Annotated in this window: 15 protein-coding genes; 3 read left to right on the top strand and 12 right to left on the bottom strand. The window is 73.5% G+C overall.

The window, feature by feature from the left end; translation table 11 throughout:
• Positions 1–109: 109 nt before the first annotated feature.
• The 4 genes from AB0O82_RS00155 to AB0O82_RS00140 form a co-directional block, all read right to left on the bottom strand.
• Positions 110–1,480 (bottom strand): S53 family peptidase, encoded by a 1,371-nt coding sequence (locus AB0O82_RS00155; RefSeq protein WP_363579160.1) that lies wholly within the window; start codon positions 1,478–1,480, stop codon positions 110–112.
• A 253-nt stretch (positions 1,481–1,733) separates the two neighbouring features.
• Positions 1,734–2,531: a 3-oxoacyl-ACP reductase FabG gene (gene fabG / locus AB0O82_RS00150; RefSeq protein WP_363579158.1), complete on the bottom strand. Its 798-nt coding sequence runs from the start codon at positions 2,529–2,531 to the stop codon at positions 1,734–1,736.
• Between the two features lie 121 nt (positions 2,532–2,652).
• Positions 2,653–3,855, bottom strand: coding sequence for an acetyl-CoA C-acyltransferase (locus tag AB0O82_RS00145; protein WP_363579157.1), 1,203 nt, complete (start codon positions 3,853–3,855; stop codon positions 2,653–2,655).
• Between the two features lie 160 nt (positions 3,856–4,015).
• Complete coding sequence (locus tag AB0O82_RS00140) at positions 4,016–5,179, bottom strand: acyl-CoA dehydrogenase family protein (protein WP_363579155.1); 1,164 nt, start codon at positions 5,177–5,179, stop codon at positions 4,016–4,018.
• Between the two features lie 138 nt (positions 5,180–5,317).
• On the opposite strand from AB0O82_RS00140, the gene AB0O82_RS00135 reads away from it, so the two are divergent.
• Positions 5,318–5,995 carry a TetR/AcrR family transcriptional regulator gene (locus AB0O82_RS00135; RefSeq protein WP_363579153.1) on the top strand — a complete coding sequence of 226 codons (678 nt, stop codon included), beginning with the start codon at positions 5,318–5,320 and terminating at the stop codon, positions 5,993–5,995.
• Between the two features lie 57 nt (positions 5,996–6,052).
• On the opposite strand, the gene AB0O82_RS00130 is transcribed toward AB0O82_RS00135, so the two are convergent.
• The 8 genes from AB0O82_RS00130 to AB0O82_RS00095 all read right to left on the bottom strand — a co-directional run bounded on the left by AB0O82_RS00130 (position 6,053) and on the right by AB0O82_RS00095 (position 15,329).
• The gene (locus AB0O82_RS00130) at positions 6,053–7,273 is read right to left on the bottom strand and encodes a nitric oxide synthase oxygenase (RefSeq protein WP_363579151.1); all 1,221 of its coding nucleotides are present in this window, start codon (positions 7,271–7,273) and stop codon (positions 6,053–6,055) included.
• 120 nt (positions 7,274–7,393) lie between these two features.
• A complete protein-coding gene (locus tag AB0O82_RS00125; protein ID WP_363579150.1) occupies positions 7,394–8,818 on the bottom strand; it encodes a sugar porter family MFS transporter in 1,425 nt (474 codons plus the stop codon).
• A gap of 143 nt (positions 8,819–8,961) precedes the next feature.
• A complete protein-coding gene (gene egtD, locus AB0O82_RS00120; RefSeq protein WP_363579148.1) occupies positions 8,962–9,933 on the bottom strand; it encodes an L-histidine N(alpha)-methyltransferase in 972 nt (323 codons plus the stop codon).
• A gap of 45 nt (positions 9,934–9,978) precedes the next feature.
• A complete protein-coding gene (gene egtC / locus AB0O82_RS00115; protein WP_363579146.1) occupies positions 9,979–10,728 on the bottom strand; it encodes an ergothioneine biosynthesis protein EgtC in 750 nt (249 codons plus the stop codon).
• Positions 10,728–12,071 carry an ergothioneine biosynthesis protein EgtB gene (egtB, locus tag AB0O82_RS00110; protein ID WP_363579144.1) on the bottom strand — a complete coding sequence of 448 codons (1,344 nt, stop codon included), beginning with the start codon at positions 12,069–12,071 and terminating at the stop codon, positions 10,728–10,730. Before egtB ends, egtC begins: the two co-directional genes overlap by 1 nt.
• Positions 12,068–13,357, bottom strand: a complete 1,290-nt coding sequence (egtA, locus tag AB0O82_RS00105) for an ergothioneine biosynthesis glutamate--cysteine ligase EgtA (RefSeq protein WP_363579142.1) — start codon at positions 13,355–13,357, stop codon at positions 12,068–12,070. The genes egtB and egtA overlap by 4 nt, the downstream gene beginning before the upstream one ends.
• Before the next feature lie 288 nt (positions 13,358–13,645).
• A complete protein-coding gene (locus tag AB0O82_RS00100) occupies positions 13,646–14,791 on the bottom strand; it encodes an aminotransferase class I/II-fold pyridoxal phosphate-dependent enzyme (RefSeq protein ID WP_363579141.1) in 1,146 nt (381 codons plus the stop codon).
• Positions 14,792–14,864: 73 nt separating this feature from the next.
• Positions 14,865–15,329 carry an SRPBCC family protein gene (locus AB0O82_RS00095; RefSeq protein WP_363579139.1) on the bottom strand — a complete coding sequence of 155 codons (465 nt, stop codon included), beginning with the start codon at positions 15,327–15,329 and terminating at the stop codon, positions 14,865–14,867.
• Positions 15,330–15,605: 276 nt separating this feature from the next.
• Between AB0O82_RS00095 and AB0O82_RS00090 the strand changes: the two genes are divergently transcribed.
• Together AB0O82_RS00090 and AB0O82_RS00085 are read left to right on the top strand one after the other, a co-directional pair.
• Positions 15,606–16,412 (top strand): SAM-dependent methyltransferase, encoded by an 807-nt coding sequence (locus tag AB0O82_RS00090; RefSeq protein WP_363579137.1) that lies wholly within the window; start codon positions 15,606–15,608, stop codon positions 16,410–16,412.
• A 256-nt stretch (positions 16,413–16,668) separates the two neighbouring features.
• Positions 16,669–18,783, top strand: coding sequence for an EAL domain-containing protein (locus tag AB0O82_RS00085; RefSeq protein WP_363579135.1), 2,115 nt, complete (start codon positions 16,669–16,671; stop codon positions 18,781–18,783).
• The last annotated feature ends 5 nt before the right edge of the window (positions 18,784–18,788 follow it).

Here is an 18,788-nt window from a genome sequence, read left to right as displayed (position 1 = left end):
GACCGGTACCTGGCCGCGAACAGATGACAGAGAACAGCGAACAGATAACAGATTTCGAAATCTGTTATCTGTTCGCTGTTAGTTGTTACCTGCTACTCACTGCGGCCCGTCAGCGACCGGCGATGGCGTGGACGAACTTCGCGCCGTCGATGGTGCCGAGGCCGCTGGAGAGGTCGTAGCCCTCGGTGGCGGTGTAGCCGGTGACGCTGCCCCAGGAGTTGTCGCCCTCCTTCACGTCCGTGATGCCGCTCCACGCGCTCGGGAGCAGGTTGAGCCCGTACAGGCGCCAGTTGAGCTGGCCGAGGCGGTGGCCGGCGAGCTGGTCGGCGAGGGCGACGACGCCGGAGAACAGCGGGGTGGCCTCGCTGGTGCCGCCGGTGAGGTGCCAGCCGACGGAGGTCGGGTCGTAGGACTCGTAGGTCCAGGCACCGCCGTCGACGGCCGCGCTCATGCTGATGTCGGGCGTGCCGCGGTGGTTGCCGGTGACGTTGGCGACGCCGGCCTGGTACCACGGGCGCTCGAAGATGCCGGAGACGCCACCGCCGCCGGCGCCGGACTTGTCGTGCCACACCTTGTCGGGCGCGGTGCGCGCGCCGTTGTCGTCCAGGGTGAGCTGGGTGCCGCCGATGGAGGTGACCAGCGGGTCGGAGGACGGCCAGGAGTTGACCTTGTACGGGTACAGGTCGGTGCCGTTGGCCTGCGAGTCGGTGGCGCCGTTGTCGCCGGAGGCGGCGAGCACGGTGACGTTGTGGTCGGCGGCGGCCTGGAAGGCGTAGCGCAGGTCGGTGAGCGACTTGAAGTCGCCCTTGTCGTAGCCCGGGAAGGTGTTCTCGGTGGCGCCGAAGCTCTGCGAGATGACGTCGCCGCGACCGGCCTTGATGAGGGCCTTCTCGGCGTCCATCATCTCGGGCAGGCCGGTGGTGCCCTCGGTCTCGGCGACACCGGTCTCGACCAGGACGATGTGCGCGTCGGGGGCGATGGCGTGGGCGTACTCGACGTCCAGCGTGGTCTCGCCGGCCCAGCCGGTGTGGTCGGGGTTCTTGGGGTCGAAGGCGGGGACGTTGCCCCACTTGACCACCTCGACGTTGGTGTCCTGGATGCCCCACTGCTTGTCGAAGACCTCCAGGTCGTGCTGGATGGTCGGCGAGCCGAAGGAGTCGACGATGACGATCGTGCGGCCCTTGCCGGTGATGCCCTCCTGGTACAACGGGTTCAGGTTGTAGGCGTTCCGGTACTGCAGCGGCGAGTAGCAGTGGATGCCGATCTGGCTGACGCACTGGGTGGTGGTCAGCGGGGCGGTGCGGCCCTGGGCGTTGTGGTGCCCGAAGGAGGCGGGGCGGACGTGGACGCCCGTGAGGTCGTGCGCGGGGGCGGCGGTCGCGGCGCCGACCGCCGGGACGGCGATGGTGCCGGCCGTGAGGGCGGTGGCCCCGACGGCGAGCAGAGCCAGGGCACGGCGAAGGGGGGCGGGGCTGCCCATGGGACTCCTTGGGGCGCAGGGCCCGACCTGGTCCGGTCGGGTCGGTCCGGCCATCCCATCGACTGCCGCATGATCATGCCATAGTCATTTGGTGGGGTCGCCTGATCAGAGGCATGGTCATGCTCGGCCACGCGAAAAGGTAAAGGCCGTCCCAGGTGAAGGTAACCCCACGCCCGGGACGGTCATGTGACGCTACGTCAGTATTATCGTACTAATGCTGAAGAGTCCTTGAAGGTCCCCGCCCGGGCTAGACCTACCGCGCCCCGCCGTTGACGTACAGCGTCTGCCCGCTGACGTACGAGGCGTCCTCGCTGGCCAGGAAGGCGACCACGGACGCGATCTCCTCCGGCTGTCCCACCCGGCGCAGCGGGGTCCGGGCGGAGACCTCCGCCTGCTGGTCCTCGGCCGTGCTGCCGACCCGCTCGGCGGTGGCCGCGGTCATCGCGGTGGCGACGTACCCGGGGGCGACGGCGTTGACGTTGATGTTGAACGGCCCCAGCTCGATCGCGAGGGTCGCGGTGAGCCCCTGGATGCCGGCCTTGGCGGCCGCGTAGTTGGCCTGTCCCCGGTTGCCGAGGGCGGAGCGCGAGCTGAGCGAGACGATCTTCCCGTACTTCTGCGCCACCATGTACTTCTGCGCGACGTGGCTGCAGTTGTACGCGCTGGTCAGATTGACGGTCAGGACCGCGTCCCAGTCGGCCTTCGGCATCTTGAAGAACAGGTTGTCCCGGGTGATCCCGGCGTTGTTCACCAGGATGTGCACCCCACCGAGGTCCGCCGCGACCTGCGCGAACACCGCCTCGACGGCGTCGTAGTCGGCCACGTCGCAGCCGTACGCCCGTGCGGTGCCGCCCTTGGCGGTGATCGCCGCGACCGTCCCGGCGGCCCGTTCGGCGGTGAGGTCGACGACGGCGACGGCCGCGCCCTCCTCGGCGAGCCGGTGGGCGGTGGCCGCGCCGATGCCCTGCGCGGCGCCGGTCACGACGGCGACCCTCCCCGCGAACCTGCCCGCCAGGCCCGTCACTTCGGCCACTGCGGCTACTTCAGTCATTCCCGGTGCTCCCTTGAACTCGGACGTGAACTCAGACGTGAACTCGAACTCGGACGTGAACTCGAACTCGGACGTGAACGCGAACCCGGACGTGAACGCGAGCGCGAACGCGGGCGCGCACTCAGTCAACGTTCTCGACGAGGACGGCGGTGCCCTGACCGACCCCCACACACATGGTGGCGAGGCCGCGCCGGGCGTCGGTGCGGCGCATCCGGTGCAGCAGGGTGGTGAGGATGCGCGCGCCGGAGCCGCCCAGCGGGTGGCCGAGCGCGATCGCCCCGCCGCTCGGGTTGACCAGTTCGTCGGCCTGTTCGGGGGTGAATCCGATGCCGTCAGCGGAGGCCAGGGCCTGGGCGGCGAAGGCCTCGTTGAGCTCGGCGGTGTCGAGGTCGGCCAGCGACCAGCCGGCCCGGCCGAGCACCTTGCGGGTGGCCGGCACCGGGCCGATGCCCATCACGTCGGGGTGCACCCCGACGGAGGCGCCGGCGACGTACCGGCCGAGCGGGCGCAACCCGAGGTCGCGCAGCGCCTCCTCGCCGACCAGGAGCAGCCCGGCCGCGCCGTCGTTCATCGGCGAGGCGTTGCCGGCCGTGACGGTGCCGCCGGGGCGAAAGGCGGGCTTGAGGCGGGTGAGCTTCTCCAGGCTGGTGTCCTCGCGGATGCCCTCGTCCTGGCTGACCATCACGCCGTCGGGCCGTTCGACCGGGATCAGCTCGGCGTCGAAGTGGCCGTCCTTGCGGGCGGCGGCGGCCCGTTGGTGGCTGCGCAGCGCGAAGGCGTCCTGGCGTTCCCGCCCGATGCCGTACCGGCCGGCCACCTCCTCGGCGGTCTCGCCCATGCTGAGCACGCCGTGCAGTTCGGCCATCCGGGGGTTGGTGAGCCGCCAGCCGAGCCGGGTGTCGTAGGTCTCGATCCGGTGCGGGAGGGCCTCGTCGGGGCGGGGGAGGACGAAGGGGGCGCGGGTCATCGACTCGCAGCCGCCGGCCAGGACGACGTCGGCCTCGCCGGAGCCGATGGCCCGGGCGGCGAGGGTGACGGCCTCCAGCCCGGAGGCGCAGAGCCGGTTGACGGTGGCGCCGGGGACGGTCTCCGGCAGGCCGGCCAGCAGGACGGCCATCCTGGCGGCGTTGCGGTTGTCCTCGCCGGCCTGGTTGGCGGCGCCCCAGTAGACGTCGTCGATGCGGGCGGGGTCGAGGGCGGGGACGTCGGCGAGCAGGGCGCGCAGCACGGTGGCCGAGAGGTCGTCCGGGCGGACCGTGGCGAGCGCTCCGCGCAGCCGGCCAATGGGTGTGCGGCGGGCTGCGGCGAAGTAGACGGGACGCACGTCGTCGGGCTCCTATCCGGTTGAATCCGAGTGATCTCAGTGATCCGAGTGATCTGAGCAGTCGGGGTGATCCGAGCAGTCAGGACGGTCCGGGTGGTCAGGACGGTCCGGGTGGTCCGATTGACCCGTCCTGGCTGATCGGATGGGATGAACGGGCTGGTCAGAAGGCGTTGACCCCAGTGAGGGCGCGGCCGATGAGCAACTGGTGGATCTGGCTGGTGCCCTCGTAGAGGGTCATGACCCGCGCGTCGCGCAGGTACTTGCCGACCGGGTACTCGTCGATGAAGCCGTAGCCGCCGAACACCTGGAGCGCGTTGTTGGCGGCCCGGACGGCGGCCTCGCTCGCGTAGAGCTTGGCGACGGAGGATTCGGTGGCGAACGGCAGGCCGCGTTCGATGTGGTCGGCGACCTTCCAGGTGAGCAGCCGGGCGGCCTCGACGTCGACGGCGATGCCGGCCAGCAGTTCCTGGACGAGCTGGTGCGAGGCGATCGGGCGGCCGAACTGCTCGCGCTCGCCGGCGTAGCGGACGGCGGCCTCCAGGCAGGCACGGGCGATGCCGACGCAGCCCGCCGCGACCGACATCCGGCCCTTGGCGAGCGCGGACATCGCCACCCGGAACCCCTTGTCGACTTCGCCGAGCCGTGCGCTGTCGGGCACCCGGACCCGGTCGAGGGCGAGTTCGGCGGTGGCCTGGCCGCGCAGGCCGAGCTTGCCGTGGATCTCGGTGCGGGTGAAGCCGGGCAGGTCGGTGGGCACCAGGAAAGCGGTGATGCCCTTGTGGCCCTGCCGGTCGGGGTCGTCGCCGCCGGTGCGGGCGAAGACCAGGGCGACGTCGGCCCAGGTGCCGTTGGTGATGAACATCTTGGCGCCGCTGATCAGCCAGTCGTCGCCGTCCCGGACGGCACGGGTGCTGAGGTTGGCCGCGTCGGAGCCGGTGCCGGGTTCGGTGAGCGCGAAGCAGCCGAGCGACTCGCCCGAGGTGAGCCGGGGGAGCCAGTGCCGCTTCTGCTCCTGAGTCCCGTAGCCGTTGACGGACTTGGCGACCAGGCCGAGCGTGACCGAGACGATGCCGCGGACGGCCGAGTCGCCGCGGCCGAGCTCCTCCAGGACCAGGCAGTACGCGAGGTGGTCGCCACCGCTGCCGCCGTACTCCTCGGGGATGGTGAGGCCGAGGAAGCCGAGCCCGGCCAGTTTGCCGATGATCGCGCGGTCGACGGACTCGGCGCGGTCCCACGCGGCGGCGTGCGGAGCGATCTCGCGATCGGTGAAGGAGGCGGCGAGGTCCCGGACGGCGCTCTGCTCCTCGGACAGCTCCAGGTTCACGGCGGCTCCAGATCCATTAAACTAGCGCTGCAAGTTTTATGGAGGGACTGTAGCCCCGGCCGGCCCGCGCTGGGAAGGGGCGCCTGCCAGAATCGGTCCCCGCCCCACCCGACCGGAGGAACCGGAGGCAGCACCCCGATGGCCCGCCCGCGCACCCCGCTGCTCAGCCGCGAGCGCATCGTCGCCGCTGCTCTGCGGCTGATCGACGCCGAGGGCCTGGCGGCCCTCTCCACCCGCCGCCTCGCCACCGAACTGTCGGTCAGCGGTCCCTCGCTCTACAACCACGTCGCGACCAAGGACGAACTGCTGGACGCGGTGGTGGACAGCGTGATCGGCGAGGTCGACTTGTCGATGTTCGGCACTCCCGACGGCGCGCCCGACCGCTCGCCCGGCGGTAGGCCGACGCCCTGGCCGGACGCGCTGCGCGACTGGGCCCGCTCCTACCGCGCCGCCCTCGCCGCCCACCCCAACATCGTGCCGGTGCTCGCCCAGGGCCCGGGCCGCCGGCCGAACGCGCTGCGCCTGGCCGACGCGGTCTTCGGCCACCTGGTCGAGGCCGGCTGGCCGCGCGGCCAGGCCACCCGGATCGGCGCGCTGATGCGCTACTTCGTCACCGGCTCGGCGCTGGCCTCCTTCGCGGCCGGCTTCCCCGCGGACGCCGAGGTGTACGACGCGGCCGACTACCCGCACCTCGGCGAGGCGCACCGGCTGGCCGGGCATCGTGGGACGGTGGACGAGGGCGCCTTCGAGACCGGCCTGGAAGCGCTGCTCGACGGGCTCGTCCTGCGGTTCGACCGCCTCACCGAACGCTCCTAGACTCCGCCGCCGGCCTCCCCCCGTTCCGCTGTTTCCGCCGTTTCCTCCCCCGCCGCCTCACCAGGGCTCGCGCGGCAGGAAGGCCGGCCGCAGCGACGGGTCCACCGGGTCGTAGTACCGGTGGTAGACGGGCGTGAGCCCGCCGGAGACCGGGGGCACGATCCAGCTCCAGTCCGCCGGGGTCGGCCGGCCGAGCCGCTTCTCCTGGGCGACGTGCCGGAGGAAGCGTTCGGACTCGGTGTGGTGGTCGGCGATCGTCACTCCGGCCTCCTGGAAGGAGTGCAGCACCGCGATGTTGAGTTCGATCAGCGCGCGGTCGCGCCAGAGCGTGCGCGCGCTGGAGGTGTCCAGGCCCAGGCGCTCGGCGACGGTGCCGAGCAGGTCGTAGCGGTCGGCGTCGGCGAGGTTGCGGGCGCCGATCTCGGTGCCCATGTACCAGCCGTTGAAGGGCGCGGCCGGGTAGCGGACGCCGCCGATCTCCAGCGTCATGTCGCTGATCGCGGGCACCGCGTACCAGCGCAGGCCCAGGCCGGCGAACCACTCGTACGCGGGGTGGGTGAGCGGTACCTCCAGGGCGGTGTCGTCCGGCAGCTCGTACCAGTGCGGGCGCTCGCCGGGGTGTTCCTGGACGAGCAGCGGCAGCACCTCGAAGCGGTCCTCGGCGCACTTCCAGCCGAGGTCGCGGGCGCGGGCGGCGAGTTCGGTGCCGGCCGGGTCGCCGACGACGGCGTCGCCGACCCGGTGGCCGGCGTAGCGGACCAGCTGCTGGTTGACGATGCGGGCGGCCGGGCGGCCCGGGCGGTCGGGGGCGAACACCGAGACCACCGGGCGGATCCGTCCGCCGTTGCCGGCCAGCCGCAGGTGCTCGAAGCACTCGGCGGCGATGTCATCGGCCGAGCCGAGGTGGCGCAGGTCGCGCACCACCAGACTGCGCCAGTACAGCCGGCCGATGCAGCGGGCGGCGTTGCGCCAGGCGAGCTTGGCGCCGTAGGCGAGTTCGGCGGGGGTGTGCTCGTAGCTGCCGGTGCGCTCGATCTCGTCGAGGACGGCCCGTATCCGGGTGTCCGGGGCCCCGGTGGCGGGCTGCTCGTGATGGAAGCGGCGGATGAACTCGGCGGCCTGCTCCGGGTCGGTGAACGGCGGCGGGGACGACGGCGGGGGCGACGGCCAGGCCGCGGCCGGGGCGTGGGTGTGGGCGTACGGGCAGCCGGCGGTGGCGGTGGCGGTGGCGGTGGCGGCTGGTCTGCGGGCGCGGAGCCGGTTGAAGATCAAGGACACATCCCTCCTGGCGAACAGGAGTACCGGAGGTGTCCGGGCCGCCGCAGGGAGTGAACGATTCGGCCCCCGCACCCGCGCTGATCGCGCTAGGGTGCGGGGGTCGATGGTCGGACTGTCGGATCAGCCCATGTCCTCCAGCCGGACGCCCTTGGTCTCCTTCATGAACTTCGCCACGAAGACGATCGACAGCGCCGCGAACGCCGCGTACACCAGGTAGGTCGCCGACAGGTTCCAGCGCGACATCGACGGGAACGACACGGTGATCGCCCAGTTGGCGATCCACTGCGCGGAGGCGGCGACGGACAGCGCGGCGGCCCGGATGCGGTTCGGGAACATCTCGCCGAGCATCACCCAGACGACCACGCCCCAGGACATCGCGAAGAACAGCACGAAGGCGTTGGCGGCGACCAGCGCGACGGTGCCCTGGAGGTCGGGCAGCGTGACGTTGTCGCCGCTGCCGGTGGCGGAGGAGAACGCCCAGCCGGCCGCGCCGAGCGCGACGGCCATGCCGGCCGAGCCGATCAGGGCGAGCGGCTTGCGGCCGATCCGGTCCACCAGCAGGATCGCGACCACGGTGCCGAGGATGTTGATGACCGAGCCGACGAAGCTGATCAGCAGCGAGTTGCTCTGGTCGATGCCGACCGACTGCCACAGGATCGACGAGTAGTAGAAGATCACGTTGATGCCGACCAGCTGCTGGAAGACCGACAGGCCGATGCCGACCCAGACGATCGGCAGCAGGCCGAAGCGCCCGCCGAGCAGGTCGCCGAAGCGCGGGCGGTGGTCGGAGGCGATCAGCCCCTGGACCTCGGCGATCCGGGCGTCGGTGTCGACGTCCTGGCCCTCGACCTGGGCGAGCACGGCGCGGGCGTCGTCCAGCCGGCCGGCCTGGATCAGGTAGCGCGGGGACTCGGGGATCACCGAGGCGAGGGTGAAGTAGACCGCGGCCGGGACGACGCAGATGCCGAGCATCCACTGCCAGGCCTCCAGGCCGAGCAGCTGGCCGCGGGTGTCGCCGCCGGCCGCGTTCGCCAGCAGCCAGTTGACCAGCTGGGAGATCGCGATGCCGAGCACGATCGCGGCCTGCTGGAAGGAGGCCAGTCGGCCCCGGTACTTGGTGGGCGCGACCTCGGCGATGTAGGTCGGGGCGATCACCGAGGCGATGCCGATGGCCGCGCCGCCGAGCACGCGCCAGAAGGCGAGGTCCCAGGCGGCGAAGGGGAGCATCGAGCCGATCGCGCTGACCGCGAACAGCAGCGCGCCCGCCTTCATGACCTTGATGCGGCCGTAGCGGTCGGCGAACCGGCCGGCCAGTGCGGCGCCGATCGCCGAGCCCAGCAGGGCGGAGGAGACGATCAGACCGGTCACGCCGTCGCCGACGCCGAACTTCTCCTGGATCCCGGAGACGGCGCCGTTGATCACGGAACTGTCGTAGCCGAACAGGAACCCGCCGAGGGCTGCGGCGGCGGTGATGAAGACGACGAAGCCGAGGCGGCCGGGCGCTGAGGCCTCGACCGCCCCGGAGGGCTGCTTGGTGACGCTCACGATCTTGACTCCTGGTACTCAACGCTGAGCTCGGTAGCCGAGATCGTAACCCTTATTCGTTTAAGTCTTGTACACCGGAAACCTCAATTTTTGCTCTGAGGATTCGTAAGGTGAACAAGCAAATTCAGCTGCGCCGACCGTCCCTACGCCGGGGCGGACAGTGACAGCCCGAACCGGCCCTCCTCGTCCGTCCACCAGTGGCTCAGCCGCAGCCCGGCCGCCGCCAGCTCGGCGGACACCCGCTCCCGGCGGAACTTGGCGGACACCTCGGTGCGCAGTTCCTCGCCCCGGTCGAAGTGCACCGGCAGGTTCAGTGCCGGGATCTTCACGGTCTGCGCGCGCAGCGAGCGCAGCCGCATCTCGATCCACTCCCGGTCCGGGTCCCACCGCGCGACGTGCGCGAACGCGGTCGGGTCGAAGTCGGCGCCCAGCTCGCGGTTGAGCACGTTGAGCACGTTGAGGTTGAACTCGGCGGTCACCCCGGCCGCGTCGTCGTAGGCGGCGACCAGCACCGACGGGTCCTTGACCAGGTCGGTGCCGAGCAGCAGGAAGTCGCCCGGGTCGAGGGAGGCGCGCAGCCCGCGCAGGAAGGCCGCCCGCTCCTCGGGCAGCAGGTTGCCCAGGGTGCCGCCGAGGAAGGCGACCAGTCGGGGGCCGCCCTCCGGGGGCAGGCCGAGCCGGGCGGTGAAGTCGGCCAGCACGCCGTGCACGGCGAGCCCGGGGTACTCGGCGGCGAGCGCGACGCCGGCGGCGGTCAGCGCGCTCTCGCTGACGTCCACCGGGACGTACGTCTCCAGGGTGCCGAGCGCGCGCAGCGCGTCCAGCAGCAGCCGGGTCTTCTCGGAGGAGCCGGAGCCCAGCTCGACCAGCGTGCGGGCCCCGGTGGCGGCGGCGATCTCGCCGGCCCGGGCGGTCAGGATGGCCCGCTCGGCGCGGGTCGGGTAGTACTCCGGCAGCCGGGTGATCTCCTCGAACAGCTCGCTGCCCCGCGCGTCGTAGAACCACTTCGGCGGCAGCCACTTGGGTTCGGAGGTCAGGCCGTGCTGCACGTCGTGGCGCAGCGCGCTGCTGAAGTGGTCGGCGGGCAGCAGCCGGGTGAGATCAAATGTGTCCATGACAGGGTGGGTCCTCTGTTCAGAAGATGAAGGGGCGGTGGAGGATCAGTAGCGGCCGAGGAGCTGACGGACGGTGACGCCGCGCTCGTCGACCACCACCAGCGAGCCGTCCGGGACGGCCGTCCAGCCGGGAGCGTCGTCGTACGGCTCGGAGGCCACCACCGTGCCGAGCCCGGGCAGGTCGCGGTGGTGCAGGGTGTCGCCCCAGGCGGTCGCGGCGAGTGTGCGGCCGTCGGTGAGCAGCAGGTTGAGCCGACCGGTGGTGTGCGCGGTGACGTCCGCGACGGTGCCCGCCAGCGCCTCGCCGAGCCCGGCCCCCGCCCGCAGCCGGTGCAGGACCAGGGCCCACAGCAGCGCCGAGTCGGAGCGTGCCTCCAGCTCCAGCAGCTCGGCCGGCGGGAGCAGGGCGGCCAGCGCGTCCAGCTTGCCCGGCCAGCCCGCCACCGCGCCGTTGTGGCTGAACAGCCAGCGCCCGGCCGCGAACGGCGCCGCCGCGCTCTCGCCCGCCGCGCAGCCCTCGGTGGCGGAGCGGACCGCCGCCAGCAGCGCCCGGGTGCGGATCACCCGGGCGAGGTCGGCGAACGCGACGTCCGCCCAGATCGGCCCGTCCCGGCGGTAGCGGGCCGGCACCTCGTCGCCGTCCGCGTACCAGCCGAGGCCGAAGCCGTCCGCGTTGACCGTGCCGTACTGCTGCGCCCGGGGCGCCCAGGACTGCCGGTACAGGCCGTGCGGCGGGTGCACCAGCAGCTCCCGTGGCGCCACCGGCCCACCCAGGTAGGCGAGGTGGCGGCACATCAGGCCACCTCCAGGTCGCGGGCGGTGCGGAACCCGGCGAAGATCTGCCGCCGGACGGGGTAGTCCCAGTTGCGGAAGGTGCCCCGGCAGGCGACCGGCGCCACCGCGAAGCAGCCGCCGCGCAGCACCTTGTACTCCGGTCCGAAGAAGACCTCCGAGTACTCCTGGTAGGGCCAGGCCCGGAACCCGGGGTAGGGGCGGAGGTCGCTGGCCGTCCACTCCCACACGTCGCCGATCAACTGCCGTACGCCGTACGGGGACTCGCCCGCCGGGTAGCCGCCGGCCGGGGCCGGGCGCAGGTGTCGCTGCCCGAGGTTGGCGTGCTCGGCTCCGGGGGCCTGGTCGCCCCACGGGTAGCGGCGGGAGCGGCCGCTCGCCGGGTCGTGCCGGGCCGCCTTCTCCCACTCCGCCTCGGTCGGCAGCCGCCGTCCGGCCCACCGGGCGTAGGCGTCCGCCTCGTACCAGCTGACGTGCAGGACGGGTTCGTCCGCCGGGACGGGCTCCACCGTGCCGAACCGGCGCCGCAGCCACTGGCCGCCGTCCAGGCGCCAGAACAGCGGGGCGGTCAGGTCGGCCCGCCGCCGGTGCTCCCAGCCCTCGGGCGTCCACCAGCGCGGCTCGTCGTAGCCGCCGTCCGCGATGAACCGCTGGTACGCGGCGTTGGTGACCGGCGTGGTGTCCAGCAGGAAGGCGGGCAGCTCGACCACGTGCGCGGGGCGCTCGTTGTCCAGTGCCCACGGCTCGGTGTCGGTGCCCATCGTGAACGGTCCTGCGGGGACGAGCACTTCGGCGGGCAGCGCGGCCGCGTCCGCCGGGGCGGGCGGCGGCGGGGGAGCGGCCAGCGCAGGCTCCCCCGGGCGGAGCTGATGGGTGATCAGCATCGTCTCGTCGTGCTGCTGCTCGTGCTGGGCGATCATCCCGAACGCGAACCCGGCGTCCAGCAGCGGCGCCCCCTCCAGCGGACTGGCCGCCAGCAGGTCCAGCACCCGGCCGCGCACCTCGTGCGCGTACGCCCGGGCCTCGGCGGGCGCCAGCAGCGGCAGGCTCGGCCGCTCGGCCCGGGGGTGCTGGAAGGCGTCGTACAGCGGGTCGATCTCCGGGTGCATCGGGTCGCGGCCGCCGACGTTGCGCAGCAGCCAGAGTTCCTCCTGGTTGCCGATGTGCGCCAGGTCCCAGACCAGCGGGGACATCAACGGCGAGTGCTGGGCGGTGAGGTCGCCGTCCTCGACGCAGTCGGTGAGCGCGGCGGTGCGGGCGCGGGCGGCCAGCAGCTCGGCCGCGATGGTCTCGCGCAACTCCTCGGTGCCCGCCGCCGGGGCGGCAGGGGGGCGGACGTCGGTCATGGTGCGGCCTCCTCCGGAGGAGTGCGTCGGGTGCCGGAGCGCAGGGCGTCCAGCTGGTCGTCGGCCGGGCAGCGGCCGCGCGCGGGGTAGCGCTCGGCGAAGTCGGCGACGGCGGCGCGCAGCCGACCGGCCCCGGGCAGGCGGCCCAGCGCGGCGTCGGCGGCGGCGAAGCAGGTCAGGGCGGCGCGGCGCAGCTCGGGATCGGCGACGGCCAGCGTCGCGGCCCGGCGCCAGACGTCGCTGCGCGGCGGGCGCGGACCGTCCGGGCGGCCCAGCGGCTCCAGCGCGGCGAGCGCGGCCTCGGCGGCCGGCACGTCGTCCAGCAGCGCGGTCACCAGGGCGGTGGGCACCACCCAGCCGTCCCCGGGCTGGGCGTCGATCATGCGCAGCTCCAGGTGGCCGTGCGGGCGCACCGGCGGGAACAGGGTGGTCCGGTGGTAGTCCAAGTCGCCCAGCGTGGGCGGGCGTTCGCCGCCGCCGCGGACCCAGTCGCGGAAGGTCAGGCCGGGTGGGGCCGTCCACGGCAGCCCCTCGGGGCGGCGCACGCACAGCACCTCGGCGTCCAGCACGTACTGCGCCCAGGCCTCGCGGGGGTCGCCGTGGTCCGGCTCCGGGGCGAGCGTGCGGGTCGGGTCCATCCGGGACCAGACGGTCTGCCGGGTGGAGCGGTGACCGGTCGGCCTGCCGTCCAGCAGTGGGGAGTTGGCGAAGGCGGCGACCAGGACCGGGCCGAGCAGGTGGGTCAGTCGCCAGCGGCGCTCCACCGCGTGCGGGCCGTCCGCGTCGCCGGCGTCCAGGCACACCTGCACCGAGGCCGTGCCGGTCATCATGATCCGGCCCCAGGGGCCGGCGGAGTCGAAGAACCGCTCCATCGCGAGGTAGCGGGGGTGGTCCAGGACCATCAGGCGGGGGCGGGCCAGCGGGTCCGTCCCGGTGCCGGTGAGGCGCAGGCCCTGCGCCGCGAAGGCGGCCCGCAGGGCGGTCAGATCGCGTCGGGTGTCCTCGACGCAGGCCAGGAGGCCGGTGGCGGGCGGGGAGCTGAGCTCGACCTGCCCGCCGGGTTCGAGCGTGAGCCGCGAGCCGGAGGGGAGCGAGGCTCCGTCCGGGCCGCCGAGTGGCAGCGACTCCAGTGCGGCGTGGACCAGTTCCGGTCGGACGGGCTTGCCGGGACATCGGTCGTCGTGGACGAACCACTCGACCTCGACGCCCACCAGCCGGGGCGGTCCGATCTTGAAGCAGACGCCCGACACGTGGCTGAGCGCCCCCGACTCGGTCAGCGGGGTCACCCCCGGCGGGGGCGCTGGGGGGCTCTGCCGGTTGGGCGGAGTGGTGCGGGATGTCGGTATCACCGGACTTACCATCCTCGGGGTCAGGATTGCGGCCCGAACTACCCTGCCCAGTCTGCTACGGAGCATGCGGGGGCGCTTCGCAAATATCGTGTGAACGTTCGTTTCTGCAGGTCAGGGGTGGCGCGATCGGGTGAATCCGGGGATCCGGGCGGCTTTCCGGGCGTGCGCGGGGGCGCCGGGCGGGACGTGCGCGGGGCTGCCGGGCGGGGTGGCCCGGTGGTTCGGTCACCGCCGGTCGAGGCGCTCCAGGACGGCGTCCAGCACCGGGCCCGGCAGGGCGTAGTTCAGCCGCAGCGCGCCCCGGCCGCCGGGGCCGAACTCGGCGCCGTCCGAGGCCTCCAGGCCGTAGCGCTCCAGCAGCGCCCGGCGGGCCCCGTCCGGTGGCAGCCCCAGGGCGGCGGCGTCCAGCCAGAGCAGGTAGGAGGACTGCGGCGCGGAGCGGACGGCGGGCCCCAGCCGGCCGGTGAGCCGGGCGCGGGCGGCGGCGAGGTGGGCGAGCAGCGCGTCCAGCCACGGCCCGCCCTCGGCCAGCGCCGCCCGCTGGACGGTCTGCTCCAGCAGACCGCCCTCCCAGAGGCCGAAGCCGGCCAGCACCTCGGTGAACCGGGCGCGCAGGCCCGGATCGGGGACGAGCGCGAAACTGCTCGGCAGGCCGGAGCAGTTGAAGGTCTTGCCGACCGAGTTCAGCGTGACCACCCGGGGCCGGAGCGCCGCGTCGACGGTGGCCACCGCCACCGGGTGGACGTACCCGGGGTGGGTGAGATCGCCGTGCACCTCGTCCGAGACCAGCAGCGCGCCGGCCTCCGCCGCCCGCTCGGCGAGGGCCCGCAGGTCGGTGGCCGGCCAGACCCGGGCGGAGGGGTTGTGCGGGCTGCTCAGCAGGACGGCTCCGGCCGGGTGGGGGAGCGGACCGTCCGGGAGCCGGTAGCCGTCCGGGCCGGCGGTCAGGGGCAGTTCCCGGTACGGGAGGCCGGCCGCCCGGCACAGCTGGGCGAAGCCGCCCCACTCCGGCGTCGGGAACAGCACCGGCGCCTGCGGGCGCACGGTCTCCAGCAGCAGGCGCAGGGCGGTGCGCGGGCCGCAGGGCAGCAGCAGCACCCAGTCCGGATCCACCTCGACGCCGTGCCGCGAGCGGTACCAGCGGGCCACCAGCGCCCGCCCGGCCGGGTCGCACACCGTGTACCCGTACGCGCGGTGGCGGGCCCGGTGCTCCAGCGCGGCGGCCACGGCCGGCGGTCCGGGCAGGTCCATGTCCGCCAGGCCCATCGCGATCACCCCGGGCGCCCCCGCGCGGGCCCACTTGCTGCTGCCCGTCCCGGTCCGGTCGAAGGGGGCCGCGAAGCCGAACGCGTCCGGTGCGGTGGTGGGCATGACGGCCTCCGGTGGTCGGGGGTGCGCCGCCACGCTAGAGCCGGACGGGTGCCGGCCGCCACCGGCCGCGTGGTCACCCGTTCGCCGGCCCGCTCCCGCTGCCCAGGTGTGCCGCCAGCCCCCGCCGCCCCCGGCGCATCATCACCGCGTGGTTGGCCCGGAAGAGCGGGTGCAGGGGCAGGGCGAGGCGGCGCAGCAGGGGTTTGCCGGGGCGGGTGTCCTCCTCGAAGAGCACGCGGCTGCCCGGCCCGTCCGAGGTGACGGTGAACCGTGACCACCCGGTGAGATCGCCCCGCATGACCGCCTCCAGCACTCCGGCGGCCCGGTCGCGCCGTCGCGCCTCCAGGCGGATCACCAGCCGGTACGGCAGCAGCGCGCGCACCACGAGGTCCCCGGACTCCTCGCCGGTCTGCCGGACTTCGAGGACCTCGGGCCACCACAGCGGGTAACTCCGCACGTCCTCCAGCGCCGCGTACACGTCGGGCGCCGGCGCCGCGAGTCGCCACATGCCCCGGAAGCGGTAGTGGTTGGGGTCCACGCGCCCCACCCTAGAGCGCCACGGTCCGGAGCCGGCCCGTTTCGGTCGGGTTCCCTCGTCGACAGCCGGGCCCTACGGTGGCCCGGCCGTCGGCGGGACCGGTTCCGGTGAGACGGGAGGGGAACGCTCCGTAAACGTCGCATGCCAGGAGGGAGGTGTTCCGCTTGCAGCCGTTCGGGGTGCAGGGGAGGATCTTGTGTGCTTGTAGTCTCGTCTGTCACAGCAGTTGTCGCGAGGCACTGCATCCCCGGAAAACGGAGTGAAGGAGTCACAGGCATGCGGCGACCGAGCTGGGTACCGGAGGGCACGGACCTGGACAAACCGAACGCCGCGCGGGTCTACGACTACTACCTGGGGGGCTCGCACAACTTCGAGGTCGACCGGGAGATGGCGCGCAAGGCGATGGCCCTGTGGCCGGAGCTGCCGCAGATCATGCGCTCCAACCGGGCCTTCCTGCGGCGGGCCGTGTCCTACCTGGCCGAGCGCGGCGTCACCCGCTTCCTGGACATCGGCTCCGGCATCCCGACCTTCGGCGCGGTGCACGAGATCGCCCGCGCGATCCGCCCCGAGGCGACGGTCCTCTACGTGGACCGGGACCCGGTCGCCGTCGCGCACAGCCGCCTGCTGCTGGAGGACGACCCCGGCAGCGAGGTCGTCCAGGCCGACCTGCGCGACGTCCACGACCTGCTGGCCCGCCCCGAGGTGGCCGCGCTGCTGGCGCAGGGCGAGCCGGTGGCCGTCCTGCTGGTCGCCGTCGCGCACTTCGTCACCGACGACGAGGACCCGTGGAAGCTGATCGGCACGCTCCGTGACGCGCTCCCGCCCGGCAGCGCGCTGGTCCTCTCGCACGCCTCCCTGGAGGGCCGCCCGGACCAGGCGGAGGACCACCAGGAGCTCTACCGCAAGACGCCGACCCCGCTGACCATGCGCACCCACGAGCAGATCAGCGGGATGTTCGCCGGCTTCGAGCTGGTCGAACCGGGCGTGGTCTACCTGCCGCAGTGGCGTCCGGACCAGCCGGAGACGGTCGGCGAGCACCCCGAGCGGATGACCGGGGTGGCGGGCGTGGGGTTCCGCCCTTGAGCGGACGGATCGGGCGAGTGACCGACGGCCGCGGGCTCCGCGAAGCGGCCGCCGGTCCCCCCACCGTGCCCGCCGCGCGGACCACTGCTCACCCCACCGTGCCCGCCGCGCGGACCACTGCTCACCCCGCCGTGCCCGCCGCGCGGACCACTGCTCACCCCGCCGTGCCCGCCGCGCGGACCACTGCGCCCCCCGCCCGGACCGCTGCCCGCGCCGGCCACCCCGCAGCGGTGACCGCGCGCACCCGGGTGGACGCATGAGCGCCGCCCCGGTGTCCGGCAGCGCCGAACGGTTCCACGAGGCCTGGGCGCGACTGCTTTCCGCCGACCACGGCACGGCCGTCCACCCCGGGCTGCTCGGCCGCCTCACCGCCCGGACCGCCGCCCTGCTCCACCGCGCGCAGCTGGGCGAGCCGTTCGAGCCCCGGCTGGCCGAGCAGGCCGGCGCGGAACTGGTCGACGCGCACTTCACCGACCCGGTGGTGCTGGCCCGGGCGGTGGAGCTGCTCCAGGCGCAGCCGCTCGGCGACGACCGCGGCCCGGCCCTGACCGGCGCCTTCGCGGCCGGCTGGGCCGCCGCCCTGCGCGAGCGCACGCTGCGGGAGCAGGAGGCGATCCGCACCGCCGCCGACACCGCCCGCAAGGAGGCCGAGCGGGCGCTGCGCGCCTCCGAGGCCCGGTTCCGGGCGCTGTTCGAGAGCGCCGCCATCGGGATCGGCATCGGCGACACCGACGGCAACATCCTGGCGGTCAACAAGGCGCTCCAGGAGCTGTTCGGCGCGAGCCCGGAGGACATGACCGGCCGCCGGGTCGGCGATCTCGTCCACCCCGAGGACACCCCGGGCGTGTGGGAGGCGTACGAGGAGCTGATCAGCGGCAAGCGGGACTACTTCCAGTTCGACAAGCCGTACTACCGCCAGGACGGCGAGGTGGTCTGGACCCATCTGACCGTCTCGCTGATCCGCGACGACGACGGCGTCCCGCAGTACCAGGTCGCGATGCTGGAGGACGTCACCGACCGCTACCGGCTCCAGGAGCGGCTGCGCCACCAGGCCACCCACGACCCGCTGACCGGCCTGCCGAACCGGGCGGCCTTCTTCGAGCGGCTGGAGAAGCTGTTCGAGGATCCGGATCCGGGCGCCAGGTTCGGCCTCTGCTACGTCGACCTCGACGGCTTCAAGGTGGTCAACGACAGCCTCGGCCACGACACCGGGGACCAGCTGCTGTCCGCGGTGGCGGCCCGGCTGAAGGCCGCGCTCAACCCGCTCGGCCACCTGGTGGCCCGGCTCGGCGGCGACGAGTTCGTGGTGCTGCTGGAGAACTGCCGGGGCGAGCAGGAGGCCGTCGCGGCGGCGAAGACGGTGCTCAAGGCGCTGGCCGGGCCGGTGCTGATCGGTGACCACAAGCTGGCCGTGGGCGCGAGCGTCGGCGTGCTGGAGCGGCGGGTGTCCACCACCACCCCGGGCGCGGCCGTCCGGGCCGCCGACCTGACGCTGTACCGGGCCAAGGAGGCCGGCCGCGGCCGCTGGACGCTGTTCGACCCCAAGGAGAACGCCCGCGCGGTCAGCCGCTACGCGGTGTCGGTGCGGATGCCGGCCGCCCTCGACCGGGGCGAGTTCTTCATCGACTACCAGCCGCTGTACGCGCTGGCGGACGGCCGGCTGGCCGCGGTGGAGGCGCTGGTGCGCTGGCGCCACCCGCAGCTCGGCGTCCTCGGCCCGGACGAGTTCGTGACCACCGCCGAGGAGACCGGGCTGATCATGCCGCTCGGTCGCTGGGTGCTGGAGCAGGCCTGTGGCCAGGCCGCGGACTGGGTCAAGCGGTTCGGCGACGCCGCGCCGCAGCTGAACGTCAACCTGGCGGTCCGCCAGGCGCGCAGCACGGCGCTCGTCACCGACCTCGGCCGGATCCTCGACACGACCGGCCTCGAACCGGCCAGGCTGCAACTGGAGATCACCGAGTCGACCGTGGTCGGGCCCGAGGACGAGGCGCTGCGCACCCTGCACGGGCTGGTGGACCTCGGCGTGTCGCTGGCCGTGGACGACTTCGGCACCGGCTGGTCCAACCTCGCGTACCTGCGCGACCTGCCGGTCTCCGGGCTGAAGATCGCCGGTTCCTTCGTCGGAGACCTGCACGATCCGGAGAAGGACGAGTCCACCGGGTGGCGGATCGTCAGCGGCCTGGTGTCGATGGCGCACGCACTCGGGCTGACCGTCACCGCCGAGGGCGTGGAGACCCGCAAGGACGCCGAACGGCTGCGGACCATCGGCTGCGACTGGGCCCAGGGCTGGCACTTCGGCCGCCCGGTGCGGCCGGACGAGATCGCCCGCCGGATCGCCGAGGAGCCCCGGGGACGCCCGGTCGGGGGCTGACGCGT

Source organism: Kitasatospora sp. NPDC088264, assembly GCF_040685715.1.
GTDB lineage: Bacteria > Actinomycetota > Actinomycetes > Streptomycetales > Streptomycetaceae > Kitasatospora.
Note: the sequence above shows the minus strand (reverse complement) of the source record. Positions and strands in the feature narration are given on the sequence as shown.